This is a genomic window from Paenibacillus sp. G2S3, assembly GCF_030123105.1.
GTDB lineage: Bacteria > Bacillota > Bacilli > Paenibacillales > Paenibacillaceae > Paenibacillus_AQ.
The window spans coordinates 2,594,618-2,608,182 of the sequence record NZ_CP126095.1; the positions used below are offsets into that span (position 1 = coordinate 2,594,618).

At 44.2% G+C, this 13,565-nt stretch carries 18 protein-coding genes; 17 read left to right on the forward strand and 1 reads right to left on the reverse strand.

Annotated features, from left to right (window positions below; all coding sequences use genetic code 11):
- The first annotated feature begins 14 nt into the window (after positions 1-14).
- The 7 genes from QNH28_RS11075 (at position 15) to QNH28_RS11105 (ending at position 7,129) form a co-directional block, all read left to right on the forward strand.
- A complete protein-coding gene (locus tag QNH28_RS11075) occupies positions 15-743 on the forward strand; it encodes a (Fe-S)-binding protein (protein ID WP_283911403.1) in 729 nt (242 codons plus the stop codon).
- A complete protein-coding gene (locus QNH28_RS11080) occupies positions 740-2,293 on the forward strand; it encodes a LutB/LldF family L-lactate oxidation iron-sulfur protein (protein WP_283911404.1) in 1,554 nt (517 codons plus the stop codon). The genes QNH28_RS11075 and QNH28_RS11080 overlap by 4 nt, the downstream gene beginning before the upstream one ends.
- Positions 2,286-3,014, forward strand: a complete 729-nt coding sequence (locus QNH28_RS11085; protein WP_283911405.1) for a LutC/YkgG family protein — start codon at positions 2,286-2,288, stop codon at positions 3,012-3,014. The genes QNH28_RS11080 and QNH28_RS11085 overlap by 8 nt, the downstream gene beginning before the upstream one ends.
- Before the next feature lie 27 nt (positions 3,015-3,041).
- Positions 3,042-4,529, forward strand: coding sequence for a rhamnulokinase (gene rhaB, locus QNH28_RS11090; RefSeq protein WP_283911406.1), 1,488 nt, complete (start codon positions 3,042-3,044; stop codon positions 4,527-4,529).
- Between the two features lie 84 nt (positions 4,530-4,613).
- Positions 4,614-5,888 carry an L-rhamnose isomerase gene (gene rhaA, locus QNH28_RS11095; protein WP_283911407.1) on the forward strand — a complete coding sequence of 425 codons (1,275 nt, stop codon included), beginning with the start codon at positions 4,614-4,616 and terminating at the stop codon, positions 5,886-5,888.
- A gap of 119 nt (positions 5,889-6,007) precedes the next feature.
- Positions 6,008-6,646: a Vat family streptogramin A O-acetyltransferase gene (locus QNH28_RS11100; protein WP_283911408.1), complete on the forward strand. Its 639-nt coding sequence runs from the start codon at positions 6,008-6,010 to the stop codon at positions 6,644-6,646.
- Between the two features lie 111 nt (positions 6,647-6,757).
- Positions 6,758-7,129, forward strand: coding sequence for a YkvA family protein (locus QNH28_RS11105; protein WP_283911409.1), 372 nt, complete (start codon positions 6,758-6,760; stop codon positions 7,127-7,129).
- 16 nt (positions 7,130-7,145) lie between these two features.
- Here QNH28_RS11105 and QNH28_RS11110 read toward each other — a convergent pair whose 3' ends face one another.
- Positions 7,146-7,538: a winged helix-turn-helix transcriptional regulator gene (locus tag QNH28_RS11110; protein ID WP_283911410.1), complete on the reverse strand. Its 393-nt coding sequence runs from the start codon at positions 7,536-7,538 to the stop codon at positions 7,146-7,148.
- 150 nt (positions 7,539-7,688) lie between these two features.
- Here QNH28_RS11110 and QNH28_RS11115 point away from each other — a divergent pair, with 150 nt between their 5' ends.
- The 10 genes from QNH28_RS11115 (at position 7,689) to QNH28_RS11160 (ending at position 13,562) form a co-directional block, all read left to right on the forward strand.
- Positions 7,689-8,363, forward strand: coding sequence for an NAD(P)H-dependent oxidoreductase (locus tag QNH28_RS11115; RefSeq protein WP_283911411.1), 675 nt, complete (start codon positions 7,689-7,691; stop codon positions 8,361-8,363).
- A 209-nt stretch (positions 8,364-8,572) separates the two neighbouring features.
- Positions 8,573-8,983, forward strand: a complete 411-nt coding sequence (locus QNH28_RS11120; RefSeq protein ID WP_283911412.1) for a CidA/LrgA family holin-like protein — start codon at positions 8,573-8,575, stop codon at positions 8,981-8,983.
- Entirely contained in the window at positions 8,983-9,669 is a 687-nt protein-coding gene (locus tag QNH28_RS11125) for an LrgB family protein (RefSeq protein WP_283911413.1), read from the forward strand. Before QNH28_RS11120 ends, QNH28_RS11125 begins: the two co-directional genes overlap by 1 nt.
- A gap of 91 nt (positions 9,670-9,760) precedes the next feature.
- The gene (locus tag QNH28_RS11130; RefSeq protein WP_042126589.1) at positions 9,761-9,940 is read left to right on the forward strand and encodes a hypothetical protein; all 180 of its coding nucleotides are present in this window, start codon (positions 9,761-9,763) and stop codon (positions 9,938-9,940) included.
- 175 nt (positions 9,941-10,115) lie between these two features.
- A complete protein-coding gene (locus QNH28_RS11135) occupies positions 10,116-10,304 on the forward strand; it encodes a hypothetical protein (protein ID WP_283911414.1) in 189 nt (62 codons plus the stop codon).
- Between the two features lie 161 nt (positions 10,305-10,465).
- Positions 10,466-11,032, forward strand: a complete 567-nt coding sequence (locus QNH28_RS11140; protein WP_283911415.1) for a putative ABC transporter permease — start codon at positions 10,466-10,468, stop codon at positions 11,030-11,032.
- Between the two features lie 145 nt (positions 11,033-11,177).
- Positions 11,178-11,642, forward strand: a complete 465-nt coding sequence (locus tag QNH28_RS11145; protein ID WP_283911416.1) for a 2-thiouracil desulfurase family protein — start codon at positions 11,178-11,180, stop codon at positions 11,640-11,642.
- A gap of 418 nt (positions 11,643-12,060) precedes the next feature.
- On the forward strand, positions 12,061-12,534 hold the full coding sequence (locus tag QNH28_RS11150; protein ID WP_283912118.1) for an NUDIX domain-containing protein: 474 nt from the start codon (positions 12,061-12,063) through the stop codon (positions 12,532-12,534).
- Positions 12,535-12,570: 36 nt separating this feature from the next.
- Positions 12,571-13,140: a histidine phosphatase family protein gene (locus QNH28_RS11155; RefSeq protein ID WP_283911417.1), complete on the forward strand. Its 570-nt coding sequence runs from the start codon at positions 12,571-12,573 to the stop codon at positions 13,138-13,140.
- Positions 13,137-13,562, forward strand: coding sequence for a hypothetical protein (locus QNH28_RS11160; protein ID WP_283911418.1), 426 nt, complete (start codon positions 13,137-13,139; stop codon positions 13,560-13,562). The genes QNH28_RS11155 and QNH28_RS11160 overlap by 4 nt, the downstream gene beginning before the upstream one ends.
- Positions 13,563-13,565 lie beyond the last annotated feature (3 nt).

Sequence of the window (13,565 nt, forward strand, 5' to 3'; positions counted from 1 at the left end):
CAGGAGGTGGAGCCATGAAGGTATCGATGTTTATTACATGCATCAGTGATGCTGTGTACCCAAAGGTCGGAGAAGCGATGGCACGTCTGCTTGCCAGATATGGCGTACAGCTGGAATTTCCCGAAGTACAGACCTGCTGCGGACAGCCTGCATACAATAGTGGCTATTGGAATGAGGCGCGTCAAGCAGCGCTTACGATTCTGCAGGCCTTCGAAGACAGTGATTTTGTCATTGCTCCTTCTGGTTCTTGCACCGGCATGCTTCATCATTACCCGAAACTGTTTCAGGATGATCCGATTAATTTGGTCAAGGCGCAGAATTTACAGCGTAAATCCTACGAATTCAGTCAGTTTATGGTACAGGTGCTTGGTGTAACGGATCTAGGGGCAGTATTTCCGCATAAAGTTACCTATCATCCTTCCTGTCATGGCACTCGGATTCTGGGGATTCGCGATGAACCAATGCAGCTTATGCATAATGTGAAGGCGATGGAGCTAGTGCCACTACCTTTTGCCGAGGACTGTTGTGGGTTTGGCGGAACCTTTGCCGTGAAGATGTCTGATATTTCCGGGGCGATGGTCACCGAGAAGTCAGATCATGTGCTGGAGTCGGAAGCAGAGGTCCTAACGGGGCTGGATATGGGCTGCCTCATGAATATTGCTGGGAATTTGCGTTATCGCCAGAAGCCGGTCCGAGTCATGCATTTAGCTGAGCTACTGTATGAAGGGGTGAGTGGACAATGAGTCAGAATGCCACCCAGATTAAATCGGAATCGAATCATATGAAGCCAGCTACGGTAAAACAGCGTGCAGACTTGGCGCTGAATAATGATTTTTTGCGCAAAGCGGTTCGCTTTACCACGGAAAGGCTGCGTGACGGGAAACAAAAAGCAGCGAACGATCATGGTCACTGGGAAGAATGGCGCGAACGTGGGCGGCAAATCCGCCTGCATACGATCGCTCATCTGGACTATTATTTGAATTTATTTGCGGACAATGCAAGAGCGAACGGCACGCATATTCATTTTGCGGCAACGGGTGAAGACGCAGTGAAGATTGCCTTAGAGATAGCGCAGCGTAAACAAGCGGCTTCCGTGGTTAAATCCAAATCGATGGTGACAGAGGAGCTGCATTTGAATACGGCCCTGGAATCCATTGACGTGGAGACGATTGAGACAGATCTTGGTGAATATATTATCCAGCTTGCCGGAGAAACGCCGTCACATATCATTATTCCAGCCATCCATAAGAACCGCTATCAGATTGCAGAGCTATTGTCCAAGGAGGCAGGGGAGGAGCTTTTGCCTGAGACTACAATCCTTGCAGGATTTGTAAGGCGTAAGCTACGGGAGAAATTCCTCGAAGCGGATATCGGGATGACGGGATGCAATTTTGCGATAGCAGAGACAGGTTCTATGGTGCTGTTCGAGAATGAAGGTAATGCTCGCATGGTCACCACCTTGCCGAAGACGCAAATCACCTTGATGGGGATGGAGCGGATTATTCCCTCTTGGAGTGATCTTGAGGTGATGGCTACATTGTTGCCCCGTTCGGCAACCGGCCAGAAGTTAACAGTATATATGTCCGGTATTTCGGGACCCCGTAGGAAGGAAGACGGAGACGGACCGGAAGAGCAGCATATTATAATCCTTGATAATGGTCGCTCAGAGCAGCTTGGCGATCCGGAGTTTCAGGAGCTGTTGAACTGCATCCGCTGTGGAGCCTGTCTGAATGCCTGCCCTGTCTACCGTCATATTGGCGGTCATGCCTATGGTGGAACTTATAGTGGACCGATCGGAGCAGTGTTGACCCCAGCGCTGAACAAAAATGTAGAGCAATGGGATGATATCGCAGGTGCATCGAGTCTATGCGGTGCGTGTTATGAAGCCTGTCCAGTCAAAATCCCTCTGCATGATATGCTTATCTATTTACGTCGGCGTAAGGTAGAGCGAGGTTATGGAGACAAAGCGGAAGGTCTCGGCATGAAAGGCTTTGGTGCGATTATGGCGAAGTCACAGCGATTCAGTAGTGTGATGAAAGTAGGTAGAATCGGACAGAAGCTGCTTGTGAGAGACGGTGGAATTCCGTCAAAGCTTGGGCCGCTAAAGGGTTGGAATAACTACAGGATTGCTCCGAAGCTGGCGGATGAATCCTTCCGCGAGAGCTGGAAAGAGCTGCAGGAGGAGCTAGACAAAAATAGTCGCGAGATGGACCCGGCGATACAGAAGCGGATGGAAGATTTATTAGCGAAGCGGAAGCGGGAAGAGCTGGAAGGAGGAGCCGGACATGACTGAGGAAACGCATAATGAATGGCTTGAGCGTATGGAACATGACTCTCGTGAGAAGCAGCAGGCGTTCATGAACGATATCGCTCGTCGCTTGAAACGGCCAAGAACGACAGTGGCTCCGGTACATCCTTTTCGCGGCGCTCCAGATTATTGGCAAGAATTCCAGTGGAGTCCGGATGAACGCATCGATCAATTTACTGCGAATTTTCAAAGTGCAGGTGGACATGTGTTTCGCATGGCAAGTATGGATGAAGCTAAAGCTTTCATCGTCAATAAAGCGAATGAGATGCTCGCCCGTTATATTCTTCGGCAAAATGTAGAAGAGCTTGCGGCACTTAGGCTAGAAGAGGAGCTCGCTGAGACGCGGGTATCTATCTGGAATACAGATTTGCAGGAAGCTTGGAAAGCTAGAGCAGCGGAAGCTGATATTGGAATAGTGATCGCGGATTATGCAGTTGCTTATACTGGCTCTATTACAGTGTTATCTTCTGCGGATAAAGGGCGCTCTGTCAGCCTGTTGCCTACTGCATTAATTGCTATCATTCCGCTAGAGCGGCTGAAGACTCGTCTGGGTGAGGTGCTTCTTGATTTTGATGAAGCGGGGCAATCGGGTCTACCCGCAGGTATTCACTTTATCTCTGGACCGAGTCGTTCAGCGGATATTGAGAATGATCTGACGATAGGTGTGCATGGTCCAGGAATCGTATTCGCCTTGCTGGTAGGCTGATAGGGAGATAAGGAGTGTTGTTTAAGGATGAATGCTAGGGCGCATAAACACGGCCAGAATCATATTGCTATTGATATCGGAGCCTCTAGTGGGAGAGTTGTCTGCGGAACCTTGCAAAATCCGGGAGGAACCTTATCATTAACAGAAATTCACCGTTTTAGTAATGGGTTCTCTGAGAAGAATGGTAATCTTTATTGGGACGTTGATTATTTATTTGCTGAAATTGTAAAAGGCTTGCAGAAGGCGAAGTCAAAAGGAATCGAGCATTGTACCGTGGGAATTGATACTTGGGCCGTAGATTATGTGCTTCTAGATCAGGAGGGTACACGGATAAATGAAGTCTTTTCTTATCGAGACTCCCGAACAGATGGAGCGGTACAGAGTTTGCATCGCAATATATCAACTGAAAGCGTTTACGAAAAGACGGGAATACAAGTACTCCCGATTAATACGTTGTACCAGCTGTTTGTACATGATCCGGTAGAGCTGGAAGCAGCACATTCAATTCTGATGGTCCCTGATTATCTCTACTATCGGCTTACGGGACGCAGAATTAGCGAAGTCACGAATGCTTCAACTACAGGTCTACTGAATCTGCATACTCGGGATTATGATACGGATCTTCTGGCACTGCTTGGTCTTTCAAAAGAGCAATTTCCTCCCTTAACGGAACCTGGGGAACAAATTGGCGGATTGACGGATGACTTGGCCGCACACGGTGATCTACCAGTCTGTGAGTTCATAGCAGTCGCCACTCATGATACAGCATCAGCTGTACTAGGCGTTCCTGCAAGTAGTGACAAATGGGGATTTCTCAGTAGTGGTACTTGGTCACTCATAGGGATGGAACGAGCAACAGCAATCACAAGTCCAGAGGCAATGGAACGTAACTATACGAACGAATGGGGCGCCTTCGGCTCGTTCCGTTTTCTTAAGAACATTATGGGGATGTGGCTGATCCAAAAGGTTCGTGAGGAATATGACGGGCAATACAGCTTCGGTGAACTGGTGGAGCTGGCCGCGCAAGAGATTCCTTTTAGATCCATCATCTACTGCAATGATGAACGATTCATGAATCCAGCGAATATGATCAGCGAGATACAGAGCTATTGTGCGGAAGCAGGACAGTTGGTACCACAGACACCAGGTGAGATAGCCAGATGTGTGTTTGACAGTCTTGCCCTTTCTTATTATTTCTACGTTCAGGATCTTCAGCTATTGACCGGCGAGAAGTGGAAGCGGCTGCACATCGTAGGTGGTGGGGCGAACAACGCACTAGTATGTCAGATCGCGGCCGATTTGCTAGAGATGGAGATTTACGCTGGGCCAACGGAATCCACCGCGTTTGGTAACGTAGTTATGCAAATGATCAGCGTGGGTACGGTCGCAGATATTAAAGAAGCAAGAGAAATTATATATCGTTCATTTGATGTAACCACCTATCTTCCACAAGTGATGGACCTCACTCTAAAAACAGCGGCATTAGCTGAGTTTGCTCGACTGCAGGTCGTATAAGAGTAACCAATACGGAAAATGAGCCAAAGAAGGGTATAAATCCCCCTAAATGAAATTACTAAGACAATATCAGGAGGCTCAAGCATGGAGCAGAATACAGAAAGCTTTAAGAGCATTCAGACGAGCTATAATGAGGCGAAAAAGCTCTACGCACAGCATGGCATCGACGTAGATAAGGTATTAGAGCAGCTTGCAGCAATCAAGATTTCATTGCACTGCTGGCAAGGAGACGATGTAAAGGGCTTCATGAATAAGGAAAAGGAACTAAGTGGCGGAATCGCGGTCACGGGCAGTTACCCGGGGCGAGCTAGAAATCCGGAGGAGCTGCGCCGTGATTTGGAGCAAGCACTAGCACTTATCCCTGGTCGTCATAAAGTTAATTTACATGCTATTTATGCCGATACGGAAGAGACAGTAGATCTTGATGCGCTAGAGCCTAAGCATTTTGAAAGATGGGTGCACTGGGCTAAGGAGCAGGGGCTTGGATTGGATTTCAATCCCACTTGCTTCTCTCATGAAAAAGCTAATGATGGCTTCACACTAAGCCACTCGGATCCTGAAATCCGCAACTTCTGGATTGCTCATTGTAAGGCTTCACGCCGAATCTCCGAATCTTTCGGTCAGGCACTAGGTCAGCCTTGTGTAACCAACTTCTGGGTTCCAGATGGATATAAAGATACACCGATCGACCGTCTGTCTCCAAGGGTACGACTTCAGCAATCACTGGACGAGATCTTCAGCGAGGAGATCGATCAGCAATATAACATTGATGCTGTAGAAAGCAAGCTGTTCGGAATTGGCTCAGAAAGTTATGTGGTAGGTTCGCATGAATTTTATATGGGTTATGCACTAAGTCGGGGCAAAGCGGTTTGCTTCGATGCTGGGCATTTCCATCCGACCGAGACCATCTCGAATAAATTATCCTCTTGGCTGTTGTTTGGTGATCAATTGCTGCTGCATGTTAGCCGTCCAGTGCGTTGGGATAGTGATCATGTGGTGACTATGGATGATGAACTGCTAGAGATTGCCCGTGAACTAGTAAGAGGTCAATTTCTAGACAGAACTCATATCGGACTCGATTTCTTTGACGGAAGTATTAATCACATTGCCGCTTGGGTGATCGGAACACGTAACACAATCAAAGCCCTGCTACGCGCGATGCTGGAACCGATAGAGCTTTTGAAGCAAATTGAACTGGATGGGGATTATACTACTAGACTTGCACTTGTAGAGGAATTGAAATCTTATCCGTTCGGAGCTATTTGGGATTATTATTGTGCGACGAATGGTGTGCCTGTCCGAGAAAGTTGGCTGAGCGATGTGAAGCAGTACGAAGTAGATGTTTTATCAAAGCGATAAAGTAGTTGTAATGGGCGGTTACCAATCGGTGGCCGCTTTTTTATGTTCATAAATCGTTCTTATTTGAAAAGAACTCTGATCTCTGCTATGTTTTATCCAAAAGAGAGGGAGGCGTTATTATGGAGAAATATGGACCGAATCCGAATGCGCTCTATCCGAATGAACAGATCAAAAGCATCTGTTATATCAAAAATGTGATTACAAGAAAAAATATTATGGTTGGCGACTATACGTACTATGATGATATAGACGGTGCGGAAAAATTTGAGGAGCATGTGAATCATCATTATGATTTTATTGGTGACAAGCTTATCATTGGGCGATTCTGCGCAATTGCCAAAGGTATTGAATTTATTATGAATGGTGCGAACCATCGGATGAATTCTGTTACGACCTACCCTTTTAATATTATGGCCAGTGGCTGGGAGCATGCGGTTCCAGAACTATCAGATCTACCCTTAAAAGGAGATACGGTGATCGGAAACGATGTGTGGATTGGGCAGAATGTTACGGTTATGCCGGGTGTACATATTGGAAATGGAGCCGTCATCGCGGCTAATTCAACGGTTGTGAAAGATATCCCGGCTTATAGTGTGGCTGGAGGAAATCCCTGTAAAGTGATCCGACAACGTTTTGATGATGAGATGATCGAATATCTAGAAGCGCTTAAGTGGTGGGATTGGGATGCCGAGCGTATCTTTAAGAATCTTGAAGCGTTATGCAGCAGTGATTTGAATAAAATCAAAGAAATTAAATGATATTGTGTAAGTTTCATAGAACGAGCTATAGTTTATCTTAAAGATATAATCAATAGCTAAGGGTATACTTACCCTATGTACTTCATATGAACCTTGCGGAGGGAATATCTAATGAAGAAAGATGAAGACAAAATCACTGCGGAACTCACAGCAGAGAAGTTTCCATACAGCAAAGAAAATGAGGAAATGGTGACGCGGAATTTTTGGACAAAAACTAAAAAGTTCGCAGGCAAGATCCCATTTACTAAAGATGCTATTGCGATGTATTATTGCGCGATCGATGCGAAGACCCCTTTATGGGCTAAAGGAATTGCCTTCGGAGCGTTGGCTTATTTCATCTCCCCGATTGATGCGATACCGGATGCGCTTCTCGGACTTGGATTTACGGATGATGCGGCAATTATTGCAGCAGGCATCAAAGCGATCTCAGGTCAGGTTACGGATGAACATAAAGAAAAGGCCGAAGCATTTTTTGAAAAATAAAAGGTGCAGCGTTGAGCTACACCGTAATATTTGTATCTTCTGGACAGCTTTCTGCGGAAAGCTGTTTTGTTTTGTAAACCTCGCCCCAGTCTTTCATAAGTTTAATAATAGGGGTTAGTGTCTTGCCAAATTCGGTTAACGAGTATTCGACTTTCGGGGGAACCTGATGGTAGACCTCACGGTGAACAACTCCATCTTCTTCCAGCTCTCTAAGCTGCAGGGTCAGCATACGTTGAGTAATTCCGGGGCATATCCGGCGAAATTCGTTAAAGCGTTTCGTTCCATCCATCAAGTGATAGATGAGAATCCCCTTCCATTTTCCTCCTATAACATCGAGCGTAAATTCCACAGGGCAAGCTTCCTTATTGCCTCCTGGGCAATCTCCGAATCCACCTTTTCGATCACGCATAACCGTTCAACTCCCATAGTATCATTTTGTATACTACATAACATTAATGTGCGTACTTTTAAAGAAGTGATATATATTCTAATATTAAGCATGTGAACGGCAACAGTCAAATGGGTCGTTGATTCTAAACAAATAAAAGGAGTGTTAAATATGGAAACTTTATCTTTAAACAAGAATGAAATCCTGTCTGCCTACCAGTTCAGACATGCAACTAAAGAATTTGATAGTCATAAAAAAATTAGTGAGTCGGACTTTCAGTTTATTCTGGAAACAGGACGTCTGTCCCCAAGTTCATTCGGATTCGAGCCTTGGCGTTTTGTCGTAGTACAAAGTCCAGAAATACGTGAGAAATTACGTCCTCATGCCTGGGGAGCACAAAAGCAATTGCCAACCGCAAGTCATTTTGTATTGATTCTCTCCCGTCTTCCTAAAGATATGGTTGCTGATTCTGATTATATTAAAGGAATCATGGAGCATGTGCAGGAGCTACCTCCGGAAGTGATGGAAGGGAAAGGTGCAATGTACGATAAGTTCTTGAAGGTTGATTTCGAATTGATGGAGAATGAGCGTGCAATGTTCGAATGGAGCTGCCGGCAGACTTATATAGCCCTTGGTAATATGATGACATCAGCCGCTTTAATCGGAATCGATTCTTGCCCAATGGAAGGTTTCGATAAGGCGAAGATAGAGCAAGTTCTTACCGAAGAGGGGATTATGGATGCTGAACATTTTGGAATCTCCTGTATGGTAGCCTTTGGGTATCGTTTGAATGAACCACGTGGAAAAACAAGACAAAGCGCAGAGCAAGTCGTTCAGTGGGTTTAACTAAGCTGGAATCTCATTTTTGAGCTGCATAACGAAAATAAATAACCTGCAAAGTCTCCGACGTTCTGGAGAGCATGCAGGTTATTTTTGTTTAATTCTTACAAGATTCGAAAAGTAATTGAAATTTTCATGAAAACTCTGATACTCTTATTGAGGTGACCCATTTTAAGCTTTATCGAGTTAATTTAATAATGAAGGGATCCTGCATCATGAAAATCATTCGCATAATTATCCAAGTGTTCCTGCTTTATTTGTTCTACTTGGCTGGAGACTTCCTGCAAAAGCAGCTGCATCTTCCCGTTTCTGGGAGTATCGTCGGATTACTGCTGCTCTTTGTTTTATTGTTATTCAAGGTTGTACCAGTGAAGTGGATTGAAGATGGTGCAACAACAATCTTAGCTTATCTTCCGTTATTTTTTATTCCAGCGACGGCTGGGATTGTGAAGCATATGGATATTTTTAGTGGGAGAGGTTTGCTGTTAATCTTGATTCTTATCGTTAGCAGTGTGCTCACCATTGCAGTAGCAGCACATACGAGTCAATGGCTTTCAACCCTGAAAGGCAAGAGCAAGGCGGGCTGGAGCAGCAAGAGCTTAAGCGAAAAGGGGAAGGAAATATAATGTTTTTTATCGCGACAGGAATTGTCCTGCTTAATGTTGCTATTTATTTGATGATGTCCGTTATATATAAACGTTTTCGGTTTCCTGTACTTATTCCCGCGCTAACAGCAACAGTCCTTGTTGTAGCAATACTTCTATATTTTCATATTCCGTATGATACATATATGATAGGCGGTCAGTGGATTAATCAACTGCTCGGCCCTGCTGTAGTGGCGCTAGCCTACCCATTGTATAAACAACGTAATGTGTTAGTTGAGAATCTTCCGGCCATCCTGGGGGGAGCGATTGTAGGTCTGTTATTAGGAATGTTCAGTGGTTTGCTTTTGGCAGCAGGCCTAGGATTCTCTAAATTATATGTTTTGTCCATACTGCCAAAATCGATCACAACACCTGTAGCGATACAGATCTCAAATGGTTTAGGTGGGGACTCCTCGCTAACCTCCGTATTTGTAATGATTGCTGGATTTACGGGCGCAATTGGCGGACCTCTCATTATTAAGCTTTTTAAGATTCGAAGTGAGGTAGGGATTGGGATCGGCTTAGGAACGGGTTCTCATGCACTTGGAACTGCAAAGGCGCTGGAATATGGTGAACAGTCAGTTTCAATGAGCTCAGTAGCGATGACCGTTTGTGCTATTGTCGGTTCATGTATCGGTCCGGTGGTAGCTTGGATTATGTATCCCTAAATTCATTCGTCGTAACTATGTTTGCAAAACACTCCATCGGGTAACTATAACTAAGGAACCAAAAAAGCAAAGCACCTGAGGAGGATTTCACATGTCAGATTATTCTCAAGATGAAGCGGAAATCCGCAACAAGGAAAATAAAGATGGCGATTCATTAGCTGAAATTAAGAAGATGGAGAATGGTGTGGATATCGAGCCAGAAGCAGACGATTGGGTAGCCAAGCCTGCAGAGTCCTCCCATCCTGATCCGCTTCCTAACGATTTGGACTAAATGATTCGGAAGACAGACTGTCCTTCAATGGGCAGTCTGTTTTGCTTGAGACCAATTTAGCAATTATTGTATAATGAATTCAGGTACAACCTCATCAGAGAGTTTCTCCAAGCTCCTAGTTGCTTTTCGCAAATTTCACAGATCTCAGCCATTCTTGTAGCAGGGAGGAAATGAAATGCGTAGTCGGAATGAGAACAGTCGATATCGGCAAAAACGTGGTGAGGCCCTTGCAGGCAACTTTGAAAAAAAGTATGGTTCGAACTTTGGTGTACGTAGTGAGCTTACGATGGATACCTTAAAGAAACAACACGACGATCAGTCGCTAATACAGGATCAGAATCATGAAGAACAGCTTAAACAATGAGAGTGGAAGGATATAGACTCCGCTTCACTCCTTATACTTTGTAATGAAGGCATAACCTTTGGGTTATGTCTTTTTTTGCGCATATCTCCTGAAGAATTAAGGCATAATAGGGCCGGATGGATATCTAAGAAAATAATGACAACTAGGAGTGAAGTATAAATATGATGACTTCTATATTTTCTTCAAGCGGAGATACTGCGATGGCAGTGGCAGGCCAATATTTCTTTTATTTTATGATCTACTCTTTTTTAGGCTGGGTATTGGAAGGTACATATAACTTATATAGTAATGGAAGCTTTCGCAAAGAGGGGTTTCTAAAAGGTCCTTTTAAACCAATGTATGGATTCGCACCACTGCTTCTATTGATTGCAAGAGACTTAAACCTGCCTTTCCTAATTTTCCTCCTGCTTGCGTTGGTGGTTCCTTCAGCTGTTGAATACGTAAGTGGGTGGCTGCTAAAAACTGTGTTTCAAAAGCAATGGTGGGATTACTCAGGGATGTCTTATCAATTGCAAGGGCATATTTGCCTTCGATTCTCCCTATATTGGTGGGCGCTTTCGGTAGCCTGCGTATATGGGATTCAGCCGTTTATGGAGCGTTTATATTCACGAGTCCCAAACGTATGGGGAATGATATTTCCTTTGGTGGGTCTTTACCTTATGGCGGATTTATTATGGACTTGCTGGAGTCGGTACCGGAGTGAGAAGACCCCCCAATATCAAGATTAATGCGTTCTATATGATCATTATGAGCATTTTTTTGTATATGAAGCACAAACATTTCAGGGACAAGCCCTTCAATCTTGCATAACAGTTTCGCGACGTAAATAATATAGCCATATATTAAATACTAGACGGACTGGTGGAGATAACGATGACAGGGAAGATTCTAGTAAGTGCATGTCTGTTAGGACATAAAGTGCGCTATGATAATGGTGATGTTCCGTGTCTCGATGCTCGTTTCCTGAAGTGGTATGAGGAAGGACGTTTTGTCCATATTTGTCCTGAGGTAGTCGGTGGGTTGTCAACGCCTCGTCCAGATGCCCAGCGGCAAGGTGAGCGGGTGGTGACTGGCGCAGGTGCAGATGTAACGGAGCCCTTTATGAAAGGTGCTCAAGCAACGCTGAAGCTCGCTACAGAACATCAAGTCGCGTTAGCTATTTTAAAACAGGATAGTCCTTCTTGTGGTAGTCTGTATATTTATGATGGAACTTTTATGGATACAAAGATGTCTGGAGAAGGTACAACTACGGAGTTATTACGGCAGAATGGGTTTAAGGTGTTCGGCGAAGATCAGCTGGATGAAGTGGAGAAAGAACTAGCTCGAATGGAAGGGTAAGTTATTCTTCAAGTAATAAATGGAACTCATGTTACATAGTGTGTATAAGGGGAACGAAGCTGTGTCCTTGGGAGAGGAACTGCCGTCCGAAGAGCCATCCTTCATTTTGGGATTGGAGGCGGACGCAGATGAGTATTGATCAGCTCATTTCATTGCTCGTTCTTGTCATCATGATCGTACAGCTTGCCGGCAACAAAGGGAAACACTAAGTTTTAAGTCTCACCTCATTGTAATTGCTTCCGGATCTCAGTATTTTTTGAGTTCGGAAGCTTTTTTTGTTCCCTGCGCTAAGCATATTGCGGAATCTAAAGGATTCCGTCACAAAGATGTCTAATATATACATAATGTGGGTTTTTGGGAAGTGAGAGGAAAACATGATGATGTTCTACTAAAAGATGTGAGAGGGTGGATGAATAGCGTGCCGATGTCTGAGTATTATCAGGGGATCCGAGGTAAAGTGGGTTCAGAGTTATTAATGATGCCTTCCGTAGCTGCAGTAATAAGAAATAAAGAAGATGAAATTCTGTTTATTCGAAAACCTGGAGAGTCCTTGTGGGGATTGCCAGCAGGAGCCATCGAGCCAGGGGAACGTCCGGGAAGAACTTTGCGCAGAGAAGTATATGAAGAGACGGGATTAATGGTGCACCCCACTTCCATTCTTGGGGTTTTTGGTGGAGGGAAATATAGATACGAATATAACAATGGGGATCAGGTGGAATATACAGTCATTGTATTTGAGTGTTCTATCATCCGTGGAACGCTGAGAGCGGTGGATGGGGAAAGCGAAGAATTTAAGTTTTTTAAAGAGAGTGAGCTTCCCGAGATGACCATTCCTTACCCAGTGGAGATTTTCAAGAAAGAACGCGAGGTAGTAAAAACGATCTTTGAGTGAGCTGGAGAGGAGTAACTCATGAAGACTTTTATTTACATGATTAGGCACGCAGTATCACCTTTTGTGCTTGGGGATGAGCGGGAACGAGGATTATCCGACAAAGGGCATGAGGACGCATATAGAATTAAAGAAATATTGGCGGAGGAAGAAATCACACATTTTGTCTCCAGTCCTTATAGACGAGCCATTGATACGATTAAGCATTTGGCTGAAGCTTCGGATCAAAAGATTGAACTGTATGAAGAACTTAGAGAAAGAGCCATCGCAAGCATGGAGATCGAGATCAGCGAACAAGAAATTCTTCAGGGTATCCAGACATCATTCACAGACTTACAGTATAAAATGTCAAATGGAGAGAGTACTCAGGAAGCGCAAGAGCGTGCGATTCCCATCCTGAAGCAATTGATCCAGCAAAATAAAGGCGGCAAAATTGCACTTGGTACACACGGGAATATCATGACCATTATCCTGAATTACTTCAATAAAGAATATGGTTATGAGTTCTTTGAACAGACTTCCAAACCAGATATTTATAAGCTGGAATTTAATGAATTAGAGCTTACTAGTGTGGAACGAATGTGGAACCCCGAAGTACTGAGCAAATGAAATATTTTATTAAGCTTAATGCATTAAGCACAATTTATGCCTTTATGTTGTTTGTCGTAATAGAGCTACTAGTAAATATTTATCGTATTAGTAGAATTTCTGGCTTGGAGCTGGATAAAGTGAATAACTTGCTGCATATCTTCATATTTGTGTTATTTATATTTTTTTCTATAGGGTTTGTTTGGATGACAAAAAAATATTTGAGCGGTAACAAATCCATGTATTTCACTACGATCCTGTGGTTTCCCTATTTGGTTCTGTTTATTAATTTATTCGCAGCATGGTTCCCAATTACAGAAGCTGCGGATAAACCAGTCCCGGTAACAGGGTTAATCATAATAGGGGCCATGATTATTTATCCGTTTTATATCGTGATGATTAATATTATAGAAAGCATAAACTTCAAGTCAGACGCAGGATAGAGG